Source organism: Schaalia naturae (assembly GCF_042665795.1).
Classification (GTDB): Bacteria; Actinomycetota; Actinomycetes; order Actinomycetales; family Actinomycetaceae; genus Pauljensenia; species Pauljensenia naturae.
The window spans coordinates 2115118-2134930 of the sequence record NZ_JBHTEF010000001.1; the positions used below are offsets into that span (position 1 = coordinate 2115118).

14 protein-coding genes are annotated in these 19813 nt (G+C 67.6%); 1 reads left to right on the forward strand and 13 read right to left on the reverse strand.

The window, feature by feature from the left end; genetic code table 11:
* Positions 1 to 2: 2 nt before the first annotated feature.
* A complete protein-coding gene (locus ACFQWG_RS09455) occupies positions 3 to 935 on the reverse strand; it encodes a carbohydrate ABC transporter permease (protein WP_380974718.1) in 933 nt (310 codons plus the stop codon).
* A 68-nt stretch (positions 936 to 1003) separates the two neighbouring features.
* Positions 1004 to 2380, reverse strand: coding sequence for an ABC transporter substrate-binding protein (locus ACFQWG_RS09460; RefSeq protein ID WP_380974720.1), 1377 nt, complete (start codon positions 2378 to 2380; stop codon positions 1004 to 1006).
* A 291-nt stretch (positions 2381 to 2671) separates the two neighbouring features.
* Between ACFQWG_RS09460 and ACFQWG_RS09465 the strand changes: the two genes are divergently transcribed.
* Positions 2672 to 3748, forward strand: coding sequence for a LacI family DNA-binding transcriptional regulator (locus ACFQWG_RS09465; protein WP_380974722.1), 1077 nt, complete (start codon positions 2672 to 2674; stop codon positions 3746 to 3748).
* 119 nt (positions 3749 to 3867) lie between these two features.
* Here the strand turns inward: ACFQWG_RS09465 and ACFQWG_RS09470 are convergent, their stop codons facing one another.
* The 11 genes from ACFQWG_RS09470 to ACFQWG_RS09520 form a co-directional block, all read right to left on the reverse strand.
* Positions 3868 to 5808, reverse strand: coding sequence for an OPT family oligopeptide transporter (locus ACFQWG_RS09470; RefSeq protein WP_380976304.1), 1941 nt, complete (start codon positions 5806 to 5808; stop codon positions 3868 to 3870).
* 344 nt (positions 5809 to 6152) lie between these two features.
* Complete coding sequence (locus ACFQWG_RS09475) at positions 6153 to 7127, reverse strand: LacI family DNA-binding transcriptional regulator (protein ID WP_380974724.1); 975 nt, start codon at positions 7125 to 7127, stop codon at positions 6153 to 6155.
* Positions 7128 to 7293: 166 nt separating this feature from the next.
* Positions 7294 to 8214, reverse strand: coding sequence for a dihydrodipicolinate synthase family protein (locus ACFQWG_RS09480; RefSeq protein ID WP_380974725.1), 921 nt, complete (start codon positions 8212 to 8214; stop codon positions 7294 to 7296).
* A complete protein-coding gene (locus tag ACFQWG_RS09485; protein WP_380974727.1) occupies positions 8211 to 9770 on the reverse strand; it encodes a DASS family sodium-coupled anion symporter in 1560 nt (519 codons plus the stop codon). The genes ACFQWG_RS09480 and ACFQWG_RS09485 overlap by 4 nt, the downstream gene beginning before the upstream one ends.
* A 3-nt stretch (positions 9771 to 9773) precedes the next feature.
* On the reverse strand, positions 9774 to 11159 hold the full coding sequence (locus tag ACFQWG_RS09490; RefSeq protein ID WP_380974729.1) for a class-II fumarase/aspartase family protein: 1386 nt from the start codon (positions 11157 to 11159) through the stop codon (positions 9774 to 9776).
* Between the two features lie 223 nt (positions 11160 to 11382).
* Entirely contained in the window at positions 11383 to 13134 is a 1752-nt protein-coding gene (locus ACFQWG_RS09495; RefSeq protein ID WP_380974731.1) for a xylulokinase, read from the reverse strand.
* A gap of 207 nt (positions 13135 to 13341) precedes the next feature.
* Positions 13342 to 15138 (reverse strand): glycoside hydrolase family 13 protein, encoded by a 1797-nt coding sequence (locus tag ACFQWG_RS09500; protein WP_380974733.1) that lies wholly within the window; start codon positions 15136 to 15138, stop codon positions 13342 to 13344.
* Positions 15139 to 15236: 98 nt separating this feature from the next.
* Positions 15237 to 16112 carry a carbohydrate ABC transporter permease gene (locus ACFQWG_RS09505; RefSeq protein WP_380974735.1) on the reverse strand — a complete coding sequence of 292 codons (876 nt, stop codon included), beginning with the start codon at positions 16110 to 16112 and terminating at the stop codon, positions 15237 to 15239.
* Positions 16109 to 17173 (reverse strand): carbohydrate ABC transporter permease, encoded by a 1065-nt coding sequence (locus ACFQWG_RS09510; RefSeq protein WP_380974737.1) that lies wholly within the window; start codon positions 17171 to 17173, stop codon positions 16109 to 16111. Before ACFQWG_RS09510 ends, ACFQWG_RS09505 begins: the two co-directional genes overlap by 4 nt.
* A 65-nt stretch (positions 17174 to 17238) precedes the next feature.
* Positions 17239 to 18552 (reverse strand): ABC transporter substrate-binding protein, encoded by a 1314-nt coding sequence (locus ACFQWG_RS09515; protein ID WP_380974739.1) that lies wholly within the window; start codon positions 18550 to 18552, stop codon positions 17239 to 17241.
* Positions 18553 to 18685: 133 nt separating this feature from the next.
* Positions 18686 to 19735 (reverse strand): LacI family DNA-binding transcriptional regulator, encoded by a 1050-nt coding sequence (locus tag ACFQWG_RS09520; RefSeq protein ID WP_380974741.1) that lies wholly within the window; start codon positions 19733 to 19735, stop codon positions 18686 to 18688.
* Positions 19736 to 19813: the final 78 nt, after the last annotated feature.

The window sequence follows — 19813 nt, forward strand, 5'->3', positions numbered from 1 at the left end:
GTTCATCTCTCCCGTCCGGATCTGAAGGACGCGACCGCCGCGACGATGGCCAGCACCAGCAGGACCATCGAGATGGCGGCGCCGTAGCCGACGTCGGAGTTCGGCACGGACGTCCGGTAGATGAGGGTCCCGAGGAACTCGGTGCCGTAGTTCGGCCCGCCGCCGGTCACCAGGTAGGGGACATCGAAGGTCTTGAGCGAGGCGATCGCGCTGAGCGTCATCAGAGCGACGGTCGTCCCTCGACACGACGGCCACACGACCGAACGCAGGACTCGGAGGTTGCCCGCGCCGTCGAGCCTCGCGGCCTCGATGGTCTCGGTGTCGACCTGGCCCATGGCCGCGTAGTAGAGGATGAAAGCGACACCGGTGGACAGCCAGATCTGGATCAGGATGACGACGACCAGAGCAGTCCCGGGACTCGCCAGCCAGCTCTGGCCCAGCCCCTCCAGGCCGAGGGCGTCCAGCACACCGTTGATCTCGCCCGAGGGCGAGAACATCTGACGGAACACGGGCGCCATGGTCGCCGGCGCGATCACCGACGGGATGAACACGATCACCTTGTAGACGGGACGTAGCGCCACCTTCGAGTGGAGGAGCGCCGCGAAGACGAACCCCATCCCCAGCTGGCCGATCGTGGTGGCGGCGTAGTACACGGCCGTGTGCCACAGCGCCTTCCAGAACACTGGGTCGGAGGCCAGTCTCGAGTAGTTCGACCACCCGACGTGATCCTGGTCCGGACTCACCCCGTTCCAATCCAAGGTCGAGATGTAACCGGTGTACCCGATGCAGTAGTAGATCACCACGGCGGACACCAACATCGCCGGCAACACCCACGGAACCCCGGATGACGTCCTGGGGCCGGACGCCCCGGTCTCCCCGCCCCGGCGCGAGGTCCTGGATGGCCGCCGACGGGCAGCCTCCTCGATCGTGCTCATGTGTCCCTCATTCCCGTCCGCAGGTGAGTGCCGGGTGCGGGACCGACGGGACCCGCACCCGGAGGCGGTCAGTCGCCGGATCCCAGCTGGTCGAAAGCCGTCTGCACGGCGGCCGCGGCCTGCTCAGGAGTCGACTGGCCACCGATGACGGCTTGGTTCGCCGTGGTCAGGGCATCGATCATCTCTGCGGGCAGGTTCGCCTGACGCGCCTGGTCGACGCTGTTGACCCGTTCTGCCAGGTCCTGCAGCGCAGGCTTCTGGACCTCCTCGTCGATGAGCGAGGCGCCGTCCCAGTTCGTCTCGACGCCCTTGATCGCGGGGTAATCGGTAAGGTGATCGGCGACCAGCTGCTGGCCCGCCTCCGAGGAGGACAGCCACGTGGCAAAGGTCGCGGCCGCGTCGATGTTCGCAGAGCGGGCGTTGACTGCCAACCCGTAGTCGGGATCGCCGAACAGATTCGGTGTGTTCCCCTTCCCGGCCACATCGGGGAAGGGAATCGGGACCATCGTGACTTTGTCCGCGTCCTCGGAGACGCCCGCGGCGGACAGCGCGGCGCTGAGCGACTTCTCGGTGGTGTACTGCTGGTACCACGTTCCCATCTGGACCATGGCGGCCTTGCCGGACAGGAAGTTGTTGTTGGCATTGGGATACTGCTTGATGCCCACGGCGCCCTCGTCCATGATCCCCTCGTCGCTCAACTGCTTGACGATCGCGAAAGCCTGGACGATCACCGGGTCCGTCCAGGGTGTTTCGCCGAGCGTCGCCTTGGTGAAGACGCCAGGCTCAATCGAGTCGGCGCTTGCATGGAGCGTGTCGACGTCGAAACCCGGTTGACCGATGCCCTCAGTCAGGCACCCGAGTCCGTTCTCCCGGAACGTCGCGCACACGTCCTTCCACTCGTCGAGGGTGGTGGGGGCTGTCAGGCCGTACTGGTCGAACAGGTCCTGGTTGATCCAGAGGAACCCAGAGGCGATGCGGCCGACGGGCGCCCCTTTGAGCTGCCCCTCCCCATCAGTGAAGGCGTCGAGCGCCGTCTGGTAGAAGGTATCCTTCCATGAGTCTCCGTTGGCCTCCGCCATGGCATCGGTGAGGTCGAGAGCGTTGGAACCGAACGTCTTGACGTCGCCGGTCGCGCCTCCGGTCGCGACGTCGAAGACGTCGGGGCCGGAGGTCGACGCGAGGGCCGGACGCAGAGCCGCGTTGTAGTCGGCATCCTGGATCTTCTTGAACTGGACCGTGATGTCGGGGTATTCCTGGTTGAACGCCTCGATCTCAGCCTGAGCCTCGACATCGTCGGGTGTCCAGCCCCACCAGGTGATGGTCGTCCCACCCGAGACGCTGGCAGACTGGTCGCCGCCGGACCCGCATCCGGCGAGCAGCGGGATCGCCATCAGCACGGCTGCGCCGAAGGCCGTCCCTGTGTGAAGCTTGCGGTGCACAGACATCTTCGTCTCCTTCAGGTCGGTGTCATGAGCTCAGTTTGTAATCGATTACATCTGGCCCGTGCGATGAAGATAGCACGGAGCGAATGAAAGCGTCAACGAGGTCTCTGCGACCATGACAGCGACATCGCCATTCGGGGGATCGCCGTCGGTGCCGGAAGACGGAGGCCCGGACGCGGTGGCATCCTGCGTCGCGCCATAGTCGTGTCCGGTCTATGTACACTCGGCGACAGAACCGGGCGATCAGCCATCCGCTGCAGGTGAGCACGAGCGTTGCAGAATGAACTCGCCATCGTGTCATTCGTGGAGAGGGGCCTCATCGTGCGTCGCGACGACAGCGCCAGCGTCACCTACACGGACATCGCCAGACTGGCTGGCGTCTCCACCGCCACCGTTTCCCGCGTGCTCGCCGGAAGCGCCTCCGTCAGCCGCGACAGGCAGGAACGTGTCCACCTGGCCGCCGAGCAGCTCGGATATCGCCCCAATCGCGCAGCCCGGGCACTGCGACGGAACAAGTCTGACACGATCGGTCTGGTCGTCTCCGATATCGAGTATCCGCCGATCGCCCGTCTGGCGCGGGTCATCGAATCCGAGGCGGCCTTGCAGGGGCTCGGTCTGATGATCTGCAATACCGACGAGAGCCTGACGCGACAGTCGTTCTACATCGACTTGCTCCTCCAGGAACGCGTGGCGGGCGTCATCGCCATGCCTGCCACCGATGATCCCCAGCAGATCCGCTCTTTGCTGGACAGTGACATCCCGACCGTCACCGTCGATCGGATCGTCCCCGATCACAACGTCGACTGCGTGCTGATCGACAACGCCGCCGCCACCCACGCTCTCGTCGCGGACCTGCTCGGCCACCAGCGCCGCCGCTTTCTCGGCATCTTCGGCACCCAGGACGCCACCCCTAGCCGGGAACGCCTCGAGGCAGTCCAGGAACAGCTCAGCACACGGTCCGGCGTGACGCTCAGCGTCCGTACCCTGAGCCTGGGATCCACCATCGGCATCGCCCAGGCGACCCGACGGATCACCTCGATCGTCCAGGAGTCCTTCGGCTCCTCCGCCTACAACCCCGACGCGATCATCTGCAGCAATGCGATGACCGTGGAGATCGTCATGAAGACGCTCTTCGAGCGGAGCATCCGGGTGCCCGATGAGGTCTCCGTCGTCGGATACGACGACATGATCGGCCTCGACCTGTTCTACTCACCGGTCACGGTGGCCGACCAGCCGTTCGACAGGATCGGAAAACGTGCCGTCGAACTGCTCCTGAGCCGGATGAGCGGCGACGCCGACCGCTCCCAACGCATCATCCGAATCCAGCCCGACATGCAGTTCAGGGACAGCTGCGGCGGAGGGCACTCCTGACCTTCCAGGACCGGGCTGGCGCCGAAACCTGCAGCCGGCGGAGCCCAAGCGCTCGGGACCTCCTTCGTCGGTCCCGTTCCCCCGGCAGGGGACGCGAAGGACGAGGGCGGGGACGGGCGTCACTCGACTGTCTCCCGGGTGGCCGTCCTCATCGTGCGGCGGTACAGCCACACCGTGATCGCCGCGAAGACGACGACGCCGAGGGTCTGCGCCCACCCCGCGAAGCCGTCGCCGACGACGGCGAGGATGCCGTCATCGCCGGTTGCCGCAACGAGGCCCGCGTAGACGACGCCCCACAGGGCCTCGCCGACGATGAGGCCGGTGGCCAGCAGCGTTCCCTGGCGCTTCTTCTCCTCGCCCCGGGAACCGCGCATCGCCCAGCGGTCGTAGAACATCCCGATGACCGAGCCGACGGTGATCATCAGCGTCGTCGACATCGGCAGGTACATGCCCATGCCGACCGCCAGCGGCGGCAGGCTCGCGCGCGCCGTCGTCCTCCGGAGCACCTCGTCGGCGAGGATGACGAGGACGCCGATCACCGCGCCCGTCCCCAACCGATCCCATGGCAGGTTGCCGCCGAACACCCCCTGGGCCAGCGAGGAGATCAGCGCGGCCTGCGGGGCGGCCAGCGCATCGGGCCCGGCTCCGGGCACGCCCTGGAAACCGAACGCGGTGTTCATGAGCTGGAGGACCGGCGGGATGACGATCGACCCGAAGACGACGCCGATGACGAGGGCGACCTGCTGCTTCCAGGGAGTGGCTCCGACCAGCTGGCCGGTCTTGAGATCCTGGAGGTTGTCGTTGGAGATCGTCGCGATGGAGAAGACCACGGCGGTCGCGAACAGCGTGTAGGCGACCAGCGCCGCGACGCGCTCGGAGTCCGCGTCCCCGCCGAAGAAAGCCCTGATGAGCAGCGCGGCCAGGATGACGACGAGGACGCCGACCCCGGAGATCGGGCTGTTCGAGGAGCCGATCAGACCGGCCATGTAACCGCAGACGGAGGCGATGACAAGACCCATGACCAGCACGAACACGACGGTGACGAGGAGCAGGCCGCCGGCGTGGCGCGCCAGCGGGGTCCCGCGTAGGAAATCCCACAGCAGCAGGGCGACGGGGATCATCAGGGCGGCGATCGTGAGGATGACCAGGGGCATCGGGATGTCACGCTCGGTGATGTCGACGGTCCCGCCGGCCCGGCGCGTGCGCGCCGAGACCAGCGAGTCCTTGATCCCCAAGACGATGGGACCGATGATCTTGAGCAGCGTCCACACGGCGGCGACGGCGATCGCTCCCGCCCCGATGTAGCGCACGTCGCTGGAGAAGACGGCGCTCAGGGCGTCGGACAGCGGCTGCCCCTCGAGTCGGCCGGCCGAGACGACCGGCATGGCCACGCCGTAGGAGATCGCCATGCCCACCAGCATCGCGATGCCGACGCCCAGCCCGACCAGGTGCCCGACGCCCAGCAGCGCCAGCGACAGACCGCCGCTGATCATCGTGCCGCCGGCCCCGATGCGGAAGACGCCGGTGAAGGAGTCGGCGACGACCCTCAGCTTCGTGAGGATGGCGTATCCGGCCGAGGCGACGCCGCCCCAGATGATGGTGCGCATGCCGGCCCTGTTGGACTCCTGGCCCTCGTCGGTGTCGCCGAGCCGCAGGACCTCCGCGGCCGCAACGCCCTCGGGATAGGGCAGGTCGGAGTGGGTGACCAGCGCGCGGCGCAGCGGAATCGAGTACATCACGCCCAGGATCCCGCCGACGACGCACACGGCGACCGTGATCCAGTAGGGGAAGTCGCTCCACCAGCCGACCATGATGAGGCCGGGGAGCACGAAGATGATGGCCGCGAGAGTGCCTGCCGAGGAGGCGATCGTCTGGACGATGTTGTTCTCGACGACCGAGTGGTCCCTGAACCGGTGCAGCAGCGCCATCGAGATGACCGCCGCGGGGATCGACGTCGCGAAGGTGAGGCCCGCCTTCAGGCCCAGGTAGACGTTCGCCGCCGTGAACACCAACGTGATGATGCCGCCGATGAGGATCCCGCGAAGCGTGAGCTCACGGATCTCCGGCCCTCGCGGCGCCTCCCGCGACGAGGGCGCCTCCGCGGTTGCCGAGGCCTCCGGCGGCTCCGCCTGAGACGATCCGTGCGTCTGTGACACGGTTGGACTCCTTCCGCTTCGCGCGTCCCGGCGCGCTGGATGCCCCACTGGTGCGGGCGGCCCGCTGGGAATCGGACTGCCACAGCCTAGTCGCGACCCGCTGCGAGGACCTATTCCCCAAAACGTTTGACCGTGGATTTCCCACCGAAGTGAACCGCTCTACGGGTTCGGCCCGGTGGAAAGGCCACGGCTCATCGGGAAGCCCGCGTTCCGCTTCCTGCGGCAACCCCTTCTCGGGTTCCGCCGCTTCAGGCGAGTCCGACACCAATCGATCCGCCCTCATGAGTCCGTCCAGGCAGAACGATCGTCTCAGGAAGCGAATCGGGGGACTCGAGCCTGTCCAGGAGAACCTCCACCGCGCGACGTGCCATCTCTTCTAGAGGAGGGACAAACGAACGGATGCCGCTCCCCCAGAAATCGAACCACTCCGGATCGTCGTAGCTCGCGAACGCCAAGTCGTCCGGAACGCGCACGCCCATCTTCACGCACGCCGCAACGGCACCGGAGGCGATTCGAGGGCTCGCCGCGATGATGGCTGTGATCGACTCCTCGTCGGAAAAGATCTCCCGAGTCGCCTGTTCGCCCCACCGAGAATCAAATGAGCCGAAGAGGACACGGGAGGGCACATCCGTCCCGGCGATCGCCTCACGATAACCGGCGGCGCGTTCGAGTGACGTCGAGAAGTTCTGCTCGCCAACAATCATCGCGATACGACGATGTCCTCGCTCAAGCAGAGCTTCCGTGAGGGCGCGGAATCCCGAGCGGTCATCGCACAGGACAGCCGGCACCCTCGGGAGATTGGACCGACGGTTGAGTTCGACGACAGGACAGCTCACCCTCGCATCCAGATCCGGATCGACAGGAACGCGCACAATGCCGTCGACATGGTACTCAGCGAGCGACTCGATGGCGTCGCGTTCCTCGGTGCCGTTCGACGAGGTCGCGATGATCAGCTGATAGCCGAGATCACGAAGGCACCGGGCGATTGCCGCAGACCCCCTGGCGTAGAACTCGTTGGTGTAATCGGGCACGAGTAGCGCGATGAGCCGGGATCGGTTCGAGCGCAACCCAGCGGCCAGCCTGTTGGGCCGGTACCCCAGACGATCAGCCGCCTCCAGCACTCGGCGACGAGTCCCCTCAGCCACGTAGCCACTGTCGGAGAGCGTGCGCGAAGCGGTTCCGAATCCCACGCCGGCTTCCGCTGCCACGTCCTTGAGGCTCACCCGTTGAGGTCCCTCGCCATTTCTATCAGGCACCCGAACCTCCTCCTCGACCGCGGTTCAACGCTATCACGAGGAGAAAGCGGCTTCGGGACGGGACAGCAGGAATCCCTGGCGCCTCGCCCCGAAGCCGCTGGAAGCTCGGAAAGCCGGGCCATCGCGGCTCGACCTAGAGCACGCTCATGTCCATGCCAAGGTCAGCTCGCGCCCGCCGAACCGCATCGATCGAACAACCGACAGCCGCGTGCCCCTCGCGACTGAGCGTCGCCTGCGGCGCGACGGGCGCTCCGACGTCGAAGCCGATCTGGGCCAGCCCCCCCTTGACCATGGGAGCGGGTCCGAAGGCGGCGAAGGCACGGCACAGGGGCCAGAGTCCTCGCTGGAGTCGCCACGCGGAGTCTCGGTCGCCTGCCAGACGGAACTGCCACATCGCCACCGAAGTCTGCGGAGCGAGACAGCAAGGACCGCCCATCCAGCCGATCCCGCCCATCTCCCACACCAGCATCGGGACGTGAGACGATGCTGAGTAGATCTCGAGACTCGATCCCTCGCATTGCAGGGAGAGCAGGAACCCCGTGTCCGAGGAAGCATCCTTCACAGCGATGATGTTCTCCACATCACCGAGTCTCACGACTGATCCGAGATCAGGCTGAACGCCCAGTGCCGGCTGCCGGTAGAGCACAACGGGCAGGTCCGTCGCTCCGGCCATCGCAGAGAAGTACTCGATCATGGCCGCCTGGCTCACCCTGCCCCAGGGACGGATCATGGCGACGATCGCCGAGGCGCCCAAGGCTGTGACGGCGGACGACCGGTCCGCCGCATGCCCCGTAGACCCGGAGAGCACACCCGGAATCACCGGAACCGCGCCGCCGACGGCCTCCACCACACTCGCCACGACCGAGTCGGCCACGTCGTCGGCCAGAGCAGGCAGTTCGCCCGTCGACCCGAGCGGAGAGAGGCCTGCGACGCCGGCCCTCAGCAGGCGGTCGACCAGCCGCCGCATCGCGTCTCTGTCCAGCTCGCCGCTCTGCGTGAGAGCCGTGGGAAGGTACGGAATGATCCCTCTCGGCAGCGATTCGACTATTTTCATGCCAGTCCCACCAGGTTCATCCAACCAGAGCCTACAACCAGCCAGATCGTCACGGAGACGAGTCCGGCGACTGCGGAGACCCGCCACCACTGCGCCACCGTGTTGTATTCCGTGCCGAAGATCGCCGGAGACGCGCCACCAGCATACTGAGTGAGTGATGTGAAGGCGTTCGTGATGTAGCCGAGCAACAGCGCTGCCAGGAGCGGAGGCGCACCCAGGGTGATCGCCGCACCAAGGAACGCCACGTACATGGCGGAGATGTGTGCGGTAGCCGAAGCGAACAGATAGTGGGAGTAGAAATAGACCAGGCACAGGATGATCAGGGCCGGAACCCATCCCAGACCGCCCATCGACCCCGCGATCGTGTCTGAGACCCACGAGATCAGGCCGTATTGGTTCAGAGCAGTCGCCATCATGAAGAGGATCGAGAACCAGATCATGGTGTCCCAGGCCGATTTCTCTGCAATTATGTCCTGCCACGTCAGAACCCGTCCGAGGAGAAGGACCGCCACGCCGATGACGGCGGTCGTCGTTGCGTCGATTCCGAGCACCATGTCCCCCACAGTCCACAGGAGGAGGAGCAGGATGAACGTCCCCGACATGATCTTCTCTCCGGAGGAGAGCGGACCAAGTCTGCGGAGTTCTCCCCTGGCCATGGACACGACCTCGGGCGTCTCCTTGAGCTCCGGAGGATAGATCAGATAGACGACGAACGGCACAGCGACAAGGGCGACAAGGCCGGGGACGATGGCCCCGAGCGCCCACCTCGCCCATGTGATCTCGACCCCCTGTTGTTCAGCCAAGGAGGCGATGAGCGGGTTTCCCGCCATCGCCGTGAGGAACATCGCGCACGTGATCGCATTGACCTGACCGACGTTGATGGCAAGGAAGGAGCCCGCCCGACGAGCCGTCGGACCGGGTCTGGAGTCATAGACCTCGGCGACAGACTTCATGATTGGCGCCATGATGCCGCCGCCTCGCGCGGTCGCCGACGGGATTGCGGGCGCCATGACGAGGTCGGCCACGGCCAAGCCGTAGGAGACGCCGAGCATCTTCTTCCCCAGCAATGAGACGAAGAACAGAGCGATCCTGCGTCCGAGGCCCGTCTTGATGAAACCGCGCGAGATCAGGAATGCCATGACGATCAGCCAGATCGTCGAGTTGGCGAAACCCATGAGGGCATAGGGCGCCGTGGGATCGTCCTTCGGGGCCGTCAGGGGCACCACGCCGGACAGGACGGCGGCCAGCATTCCCAGGAGCGTCACAGCCCCCATGGGCAGCGGGCGGAGGATGATCGCCAAGATCGTGGCGACGAACAAAGCGAGCATGTGCCACGCCTGCGTGGACACCCCTCCCGGACTCGGTAGAGGCCAGATCGCTGCGCCGAGGATGACGGGGAGGCCAATCCTCCAGATGAACGCGCGCCACCCGACCTCGTGGCGCTCACGGGAGGGCTCCTGAGGTCCTACGGGAGGAACCGTCTGCGGCGGATCAGGCGGACGCTGTCCCTCAGGCGATCGCGTCGCCCCGGCAGCCGAGGATGGATCGATGGGCACGGGTCAGCCCTCCCGCCCCGGTGTCACGACTACGAGCGGCGTCATCGCTTTCCAGGCGGCGACTGCCGCGTCAACGATGTGGCCGGCCTCGCCGAGGTAGTCTGCCGGAGAGACGAACTTCTCAGGAAGCAGATCGGTCTTCCCAGCCTTGGCCGCGACCTCTCTGAGAGCGACCGCCAAGGTCACTCCCTTTTCGCGAGCCAAAGTCGAGGCCTCGTACAGGAGATCGTGAGCCTCTTCGCGACCAAGATACCGGGCAAGCTGGATCATCTGGGCTTCAGCCATGATCAGACCGCCGTCGGCCGAGAGGTTCTTCTCCATCCGGTCGGGATCCACGCGCATGCCTCCGGCGATGATGATCGCCTCATCAAGTGCGGAACCCGCGAGGGTCCCCATCGTGGGAACGGCGAGCCACTCGGCCTGCCACTCACCGGCGGCACGCTGATGACCGGCCTCCTGGACACGGGTGAAGACCGAGAGCAACGCGGACGCTGTGGCAGACATGCCGATGATGAGCTCAGACGAGATCGGGTTCACCTTCTGGGGCATCGTTGAGGAGGCCCCACGGTGCGGATTGTAGGGTTCGAACACCTCGGAGACCTCGGATCGCGAGAGATCGACGATGTCACGGGCGAGCTTCGCCAATGAGCCGCAGATCGTAGCGCAGACGTATCCATACTCGGCGATCACGTCACGGTTGACATGCCACGGGACGTCCGTGTCTCTCAGCCCGAGGAGTTCGGCGACACGCGCTCTCACCTCCACGGACCTCGGCCCCTGCGCGGCATCCGTGCCGCCCGCCCCGAAGAGGGAGACCACCCGGACGGTCTCGTAGGCGCGGGCGAGTCGCCCCCGTTGACGACGCAGTTCCTCCACTGTGACAGCGATCGTCGCTCCGAACGAGGTCGGTACGGCCTGTTGGGCGTGCGTCCGGCCGGGCATCACCGTGTCCCGGTAGGTGGTGGCGGTCCCCGCGAGCAGATCGCCGAGGCGTTGGAGTTGAACATCCATCGCGGCCAGCGAACGCGACATCTGCAAGGCCAAACCGGAGTCCATGATGTCCTGCGTCGTCGCCCCGTAGTGCACGCGACCGTTGGGGCCTTCAGGAAGATGCTGGCTCACTTGGCGGACCAGACCGAAAATCGGATAGCCGACGTTCGCGGCGGATTTCCACAGCGCTTCCCGATCGATGTTGTCGACCGTGCAGGCAGCCGCGATCCGGTCGGCGTCCTCCGCGTCGATAACGCCGGCCTCGCCCTGCGCCCGAGCGAGGGCCGCTTCGACGTCGAGCCAGGTCTGAATCGTCTGTTCGTCGGAGAAGATCGCGATCTGATCCTCATTGCCAGCGAACTGATAGAGCATGGAAAAGGGAGACTTGTTGGTGACCATGAGTGACCTCTCATTGGATGTGGAATCGTATCCACATACAAGACACTAAACCGCCCACGGGGTTTCGTCGTCTACTTTCGATTCTCGCTCATTGGTTTATGGAACCGAATCCACATATAGGAGAATAAACTGGGACGATGGTCCCAAACAGTGCACCATCTGAAGCGATCGGGCCACCCCGGTACAGTGACCGCCGCCGCCTCCCTCCAGTCGCCCGCCTGCCTCAGCTGTGCTCGATCGCCGCCCGCTCGATGGCCAACCCCTCGCGGTAGCGATCCATGAACCGCTCGAAGCCCTCGCTCGCCGCTGGATCGGGGGTGATGGTCGTCGTCGGAGCGCCGGAGAAGACGCGCTCGGCCAGGAAGCCCGGCAGGGACTCCGCGCTGCAAGGGCCCGACGGGCCGGCAGGGCCGCCCTCGTCGAAGCCCCCCCTCCTCTCGGCGCGGTACAGGGCGAGGACCGCCATGCCCCACGCCCCGCCCTCGCCGGCGGTCGCTCCCACGGCGACGGGGGTGCCGAGGGCGGTGGCCAGGATCCCCTGGGCGACGCGCGGCGTTTTGAACAGGCCGCCGTGGGCGAACAGACGGTCGAGCCCGACCTGCTCCTCGTCGAGGAGGATGTCCATGCCCAGGCGCAGCGAGGCGAACACGGTCATCAGCTGGGCGCGCACGAAGTTCGCCAGCGTCAGGCGGCTGCCGGGCGCGCGCAGCACCAGTGGACGCCCGGCCGGGAGCCCCGCGACGGGTTCGCCGGACAGGAGGTTGTAGGCGAGCACCCCGCCCGCGTCCGGCTCCCCGCGGTCCCCTCCGTGCTCGTAGAGCAGGTCGTAGACCCGCGGCATCGGGAGATCGACGCCGGCCAGGTCCGCGAACTCCTTGAACAGGCCCGCCCAAGCGTCCAGCTCGCTCGTCCCGTTGTTGCAATGGACCATCGCGACCGGGTGCCCGTCGGGCGTGGTGACGGGGTCGATCTCTTCGTGGACCCGCCGCAGATCGTGCTCGAGGACGACCATGGCGAACACGGATGTCCCCGAGGACACATTTCCGGTGCGCGGGGCGACCGAGTTCGTGGCCACCATCCCGGTGCCGGCGTCGCCCTCGGGCGGCGCCAGGGCAATGCCGGGACGCAAGGTTCCGCTCGGGTCGAGCAGGGCCGCACCCTGAGGCGTGAGCACGCCCGCGTCCTCGCCGGCAGACAGCACCTCCGGCAGCAGGTCCGCCACGCGCCAGGGAAGGGCGCGGCCGGCGATCAGGTCGTCGAACCGGGCGAGGCGGGCCCTGTCGTACCCCACGTGCGACGAGGGCGTCCCTGCCGGATGGCCCGGGGCTCCCGACGGGACGACGGCGCCGTCCCCGCCCGCGCCGGCGGCCATCCCGGGACCGGCGATCGGGAACATGCCCGACGCGTCCCCCACCCCCAGCACATGGCGGCCGGTCAGGCGCAGATGCACGAGACCCGCCAGCGTGGTGAGACGGGTGATCCGGGTGACGTGCTCCTCCCCGCCCAGGATCGCCTGGTAGAGGTGGGCGATCGACCAGCGCTGCGGGATGTTGACGCCGAGGACCTCCGTGAGCTCACGGCTGGCTTGCGCGGTCGACGTGTTCCGCCACGTGCGGAAGGGGACCAGCGGTTCGCCGTCCTCGCCCAGCGCCAGATAGCCGTGCATCATCGCCGAGATGCCGATCGAACCCACGGTGCGCAGCTCGACGTCATCCCCGTAGGTCGCGCGAACGTCCGCCGCCAGCGCGGCGTAGGCGGAGCGCAGGCCGTCCCAGACCTGGTCCAGGTCGTAGGACCACACGCCGTCGACCAGTTGATTCTCCCAGGTGTGCCCGCCACCGGCCAGGGGCGTGGCCGCGCGGTCGATGAGGACGGCCTTGATGCGCGTGGATCCGAACTCGATGCCGAGCGCCGTGCGGCCCGCCTCGATGTCGGCCCGCCGCGAATCGAGGGTGGAGGAATCGGTGACGGCCATTGTCTGTTCTCCCGGTGTGCTCGATGGACGTGGGCGACCGGCAGCGAGCAGCCACGACGCCGCCGTGCGCGGCCCGCTGCCGCCGTCCGACGACGGGCACGGCATCATCCGCGCCCCACCCGCTAGTGAGAACGTTAACACTTCGGAGGGCCGAAGGCCATTCGTTCACGCGGAGGACCGGCCCCGGGCACCGGCCCTCCGGCGCGCTCACCGCACGGCGGCGGACTCCCGGATCCACACCGTCCGATTGGGGGCGAGGGCGAACTCGCCGCGCGCGCACGCCGCCTGGTCCCCATGGGCGATCTCCGCGGCGGAGGAGTCCAGCAGGATCCGCCCCGCCGACGGCACGCGCACCGGCCGCACACACAGGTTGGTCACCGCAAGCACCCCCTGGTTGCGGACCGCGAGCAGGTCCGGATCGGCGTCCGCCCACTCCAGCGCCCCTCCGCCCAACCCGAGCTCCCGGCGCAGCGCGATCATCCGGCGGTAGTGGCTGAGCGTGGAGGCCTCGTCGCGGGCCTCGACGTCGACGGCGAAGTCGCGGTACCCCTCGGGCTGGGGCAGCCATGGGGCGGGCGCCGCGCCGTCCTCGCCGACGCGCGCGGGCATCGGCGAACTGAACCCGAACGACGGGGCGTCCGCCTCCCACGGCAGGGGGACCCGGCACCCGTCGCGCCCGCGCGTGCGATACCCGGAGCGCGGCCACGTGGGGTCCAGGCGCGCCTCGTCGGGCAGTGTGGTCGCCTCAGGCAGCCCAAGCTCCTCCCCGTTGTACACATACATCGACCCTGGCAGCGCCATGAGGAGCGTCGTGAGCGCCACGGCACGCTCCAGGCCGATCCGCGCATCCGGCTGCGGGTCGGTCGCCCCGATCCCCCCTTCCGGATAGGCGCCGTCCGGGTATCCCAGACGAGACGCGTGCCGAACGACATCGTGGTTGGACAGCACCCACGTCGTCGGCGCGTCCACCGCACGGGCGGCGCCGTAGGTGGAACGGATCGTCTCCCTCAGTTGCTCCGCGTTCCACGTGCATTTGAGGACCTCGAAGTTGAACGCCTGGCTCATCTCGTCCGGGCGGACATAGCGTGCGAGCCTCGACGGATCCGGGGTCCAGGCCTCCGCCACCAGGATCCGGTCGGGACCGTACTCCTCCAGGATGCGATGCCACTCGCGGTAGATCTCGTGGACGCCGTCCTGGTCGAAGGCCGGTCCGGTGTCCGGGGCGCGTCCCGTGCGCCCGCCCCCTCCCGGGATCCGGTAGGCGTAGCGGTCGGGGCCGACCTCGTCGTCGGGCAGGCCCGGAGCCTTGACCATCCCGTGGGCCACGTCGACCCGGAAGCCGTCGACGCCGCGGTCCATCCAGAAGCGGAAGTAGTCGCGGAACTCGGCACGCACCTCCTCGTTCTCCCAGTTCAGGTCCGGCTGATGGACGTCGAAGAGATGCAGGTACCACCAGCCTCGATCCTCGTCGCGGCCCGTGAGGTCCTCCACGGGCGCCCATGCGGGGCCTCCGAACAACGACCCCCAGTTGTTCGGCGCCCCGGAGGGGCTGTGCCGGAAGATGTAGCGCGAGCGCGCCGGCGATCCGGGGGCCGCCTCCAGGGCCTCCTGGAACCAGGGATGCTCGGACGCCGTGTGGTTGGGGACCACGTCGATGATCACCCGCATGCCGAGCTGGTGGGCCCTCGCCACGATCCGGTCGAAATCCGCCAGCGTGCCGTACTCCGGGTTGATGTCGAAGTAGTCGGCGACGTCGTAGCCCGTGTCCCACTGCTCGGAGGGGTAGAACGGGTTGAACCAGAGGGCGTCCACTCCCAGGTCCGCCAGGTGGTCCAGCCGCGACAGGACACCGAGCAGGTCGCCGATCCCGTCGCCGTTGCCGTCGGCGAAGGACCGCGGGTAGATCTGGTAGATCACGGCGCGGCGCCACCAGTCGTCCGAGGCGTTGGGACCCGTCACCGCCTGCGGCGGCTGGGGGGCGGAGGGCTTCTCGGGATGCGGCATGGCGCGGTCTCGCTTTCGACGGGGATCGGCTGGGCGTTCATGGGCGGGCAGGCCGGTCGGCCGACGAGGACGCCCGCCGCCACCGGGGCGGCGGCTCGTCAGGCCTTCAGGCCTCCTGCGGACAGGCCCGCGACGATGCGCTTCTGGAAGAAGAGCACGAGGATGATCAGCGGGACCGTCACCACCACGCCTGCGGCCATCTGAGTGGCGTAGGGCGTCTCGAACTGCGAGGTCCCGCCGAACTTCGACAGGGCCACCGGCGCCGTCTGCATCGACGGGTCGTTCACCATCGTGGAGGCGACGAGGAACTCGTTCCAGGCGTTGATGAAGACGATGATCGCAGTGGAGAAGATCCCGGGAGACGCCAACGGGAGGATGACCTTCTGGAAGGCCTGCCACGGCGTGCACCCGTCGATCATCGCGGCCTGCTCCAGCTCCTGGGGCATCTGGCGGAAGAACGTGGTGAGCGTCCACACCGCCAGCGGCAGGGCGAAGGACAGGTCGGGGAGGATCATCGACTGGTAGGTGTTGATCCACTGCCAGTCGGTGAACTGCTTGAGCAGGGGCACGATGATCGCCACGAGCGGGAACATGGAGATCGCCACGATCAGCGTGAGCAGGAGCGTCTTGCCGGGGAAGTCCAGCCGCGCCAGCGCATAGGCCGCGAAGGTCGCGATGACCATGGCGAGGACGGTCGTGACGACGGAGACGATCACGGAGTTGACGAGCGATTGGCCGAACCCGCGGGCGGGGTCGAACACCGAGATGAAGTTCTCGAAGGTCACCGTCTCCGGCCAGAACGACGTGTCGAAGACGTCCTTGGAGGGCCGCAGCGCGGAGACGAACATCCAGTAGAAGGGGGCCAGGCAGTAGACGACGATCAGGCCGATGCCGACCACCGACCCGATGTTGCCCCAGACCTGGCTGGGCTGGCGGATCTCCTGGTCTGCCGGGCGAGTGCGCGTGCCGCTCATCGTGTCTGCCCCTTCTCGGCCGCGGGCCGCCCGCCGGCGGTGGAGACCACGCGCGCCGGATCCGTCGGGGTCCCCACCGGATCCCTGTGCCTGTTGCGCCGTCCGACCCGCACTTTGGTCCGCCTGGGCCGGTCCCCATCCCCGATGACGTCGGCGCCGAGGATCTTGATGAAGGCGAAGGCGATGATGAAGATGTAGAGGAACAGCATCATCGCGTACGCCGACGCGGAGCCGTAGCGCACGTTCGAGGCCTCGTCCTGGACCAGCATCGACCACGTCTCCACCGAAGCCTTGCGCGGGCCGATGAGGATGTAGGGCAGGTCGTACATCCTCAGGGCGTCGAGGACGCGGAACAGCACCGCCACCACGAGCGCCGGCTTGACCAGCGGAAGCGTGATCCGCACGAACCGCTGCCACACGCCCGCGCCGTCGATCTTCGCGGCCTCGTAGACGTCGTTCGAGATCACCTGCAGACCGGCCAGCGTGAGCAGTCCGATGAACGGGGCGGTCTTCCAGACGTCGGCGATGATGATGGCGAGCTTCGCCGACCAGTTACCCGTCGACCACAGCACCTGCGTTCCCAGCAAGGTGTTGGCCACGCCGTTCGCGTCGAAGATCCACTTCCACAGGACGGCCGACACGGCGGTCGGGACGGCCCACGGGATGAGGATCGCCGCGCGCACCAAGCCGCGTCCGCGCATGGCCCGGTTCATGATGAGCGCCATCGCCATGCCCAGGATCGTCTCGAAGAAGACGGTGACGAATCCGAAGAGCGTCGTGTTGCCGACGGCGTTCCAGAAGCGGGCGGACTCGTCGCCCGTGAAGATGTCCTTGTAGTTGTCCAGTCCGACGAACGGCGCGGTCTCGGAGTAGAAGCCGCTCTCGTCGAGGCCGGCGACCCCGAACAGAGAGTCCCTGAGGGCCATGACGACCGGGATGACGATGACGACGACGATGACGACGACGGTGGGCAGGACCAGCAGCGCTCCTGTACGGGCCTCGGACCGGGCGCGTTTCGAGGCGCCCGGCCGGACGTCCTCCACCGCGATGACGGTGCTCATGGGTGGGTTCCCTTTCTGTCGACAGCGGTCCGGGGCCCACCGGGTGGGCCCCGGACCTGGATGGCTCAGTTGCCTGTCACCTTCGCCATCGCGGTGTCGAGGGACGCCAGGGCGTCCGCAGGCGTCGCCTCGCCCTGGAGCACGGGCCACAGCGCATCCTGGATCGCGGCCGTCGCATCTCCGTACTGGACGACACGGGGACGCGGGTTCGCGTTCTGGATGGACTCCAGCAGAGCCGGCAGATACGGGAAGTTGTCGATGTTCGTCTGGTCCTCGTAGAGGGACTGGGACACAGGGGCCAGGGACTCCTTGTCGAGCAGCTGCTGCTGGACCTCCTCCGAGGAGTACCACTTCACGAAGTCCAGGGCGGTCGCCTGGTTCTTGCAATAGCTGGAGATGCCCAGGTTGTGGCCGCCCAGGGAGGACACCCACGGATTCCCGTCGATCGTCGGCAGAGCCGAGACCCCGACGGCGTCCTCGCCCAGCGCCTCGGTGCTCAGCACGTACTGGTAGGGCCAGTTGCGGTAGAAGAGGATGCGCCCCGCCTCGAAGGCCGCGCGCCCCTCCTCCTCCTTGTAGGTGAGCGCCTCCTCCGGGATGAACCCGGATGCGAAGGAGTCCTGGAGCAGCTGCATGGCCTTCTCCGACTCCGGCGAGGACGCATCGGGCTTGCCGTCGGCGTCGACGATCTCCCCGCCCAGGGTGTTGATGATCTCCACCGCGTTCACGGTGAAGCCCTCGTACTTGTAGTACTGCCCGCCGAACCCGGCGATGTCCGCGTACTCGGGGAGAGCCTTGACCTTCTCCCAGTCCGCGACCATGTCATCCCAGGTCGCCGGCGGATCCGTGATGCCGGCCTTCGCCAGGATGTCCGCCCGGTAGAACAGCAGCCCTCCGTCGGAGGCGAAGGGCACGGCGAAGATCTTGTCCTGGTAGACGCCCGTCTCCCAGACCGCGGGGATGAACGACGACTCGTCCACCTCGCCCTCGGGGATCTCCGTGATCCACCCGCGCGCCGCGAACTCCGGCACCCAGATGTTGTCGACCGAGAGCACGCAGTAGGCGTCCGACTTCGTCTCCGCGTTGTTGATCATCGACTGGCGCTGGCTGTCCGCCTCCGTGGACAGCTCGATCATCGTGACCTTCTCGTCGGGATGGTCCGCGTTCCATCCCTCGAGGATCCCGTTGATCTCGCCGGCGTTGTCCTTGCCCTGCACATAGGTGATCGGTCCCCGCCCCTCCAGGGCGGAGCCCGATCCGCTGGAGCCCGACTCGGAACTGCCCGAGCTGCTCCCCCCGCTGCCGCAGGCGGTCAACGCCATCGCGGCTGCCGCTCCCATCGCGGCCACGCCCACCGCCATTCGTTTCGAATTGCGCATCGTGCCTCCATCACATCGTCGTGCGGCCGTCATGCTGGCCCTCCGGCAGATCGTCCTGTCGGATTGCTCTCACAATGTAAGCGTTTACGATTCTGCTGTCCAGCGTTCTCCCAGGACGGGTGGTCTCAGTTCGCTAACGACGCGGCGGACGGCGCGGCGAGGCGTCCGCCGCCTCCGGGTCGCGCGGGCGCGCCGTCGTCCGGCCCGGCCTCAGGCGGCCGTGCACCAGCGTCATCTCCGGCACAGCGCCCCCGCCGATGATCTGGAGCAGCAGATCGGCCGCCATCGCCCCCATCTCCGCGGGATCCTGGACCACCGTGGTCAGCTGCACCCAGGGATCCGTGTCGTCCCCGTCCACGCCGATGATCGAGATGTCCTCGGGCACGCGCAGCCCGTACTCCGACAGCGCCACCATCGCCCCGGTCGCGATCATGTCGGCTGCGGCGAACACGGCCGTGACATCCGGGCGGCGCTCCAACAGCTCCAGCACCGCGTCGTGCCCGCCGCGCACGTCGAAGAACGAGTTCACCACCAGGTCGGGACCGTGCTCCAGCCCCTCCTCGACGAGGACGTCGCGCCATCCCTCCAGGCGCTGCCCGCCCGGCGTGTTGGGCTCCAACTCGTCGCGCGACCCGGAGATGTAGGCGATGACCCGGTGGCCGAGGTTGACCAGGTGTCGCGTGGCGATCCGGCCGGCCTCCCGGTCGGCCAGGCTCACGCTCGCGAAGGGCGGGCTCGGGTTGCCCACGGCGATCACCGGCACGCCCAGGCCGGCGACCTCGCGCGTCTCCTCGTCCGTGAGCGGCAGAGACACGTTGACCACGCCGTCGATGCGACGGCGCAGCGAGACGACGTCGACGTCGTAGTCCGGGCGCCCACGCACGGCGGAGGCCGACAGCACGGCCGTCAGGCGGCCCGCGGACTGCAGGCGCCGCTGGGCCCCCTCCAGGACATTGGCCGAGAACCACTCGTTGAAGGTCGGCACGATCACCGCGATCATGCCCGTGTGCCCGGTGGCCAACGCCTGAGCCGTCGGCGAGACCACGTACCCCAGCTCCCGCGCGGCCTCGAGGACCTTGTCCCGGGACCTCTTCGAGACGCCGTCCAGCCCCCGCATGGCGCGCGAGACGGTCGCGGTGGACACCCCGGCCCGCGCGGCGACGTCCTCGATCGTCGAAGCCATGGGAATGAGACTATCCCGCCGCGATCGGTGGCGTCGGCCGCGCGCGGGGCCCGGACGCCCCGAGGGCGCCGCCCGCCG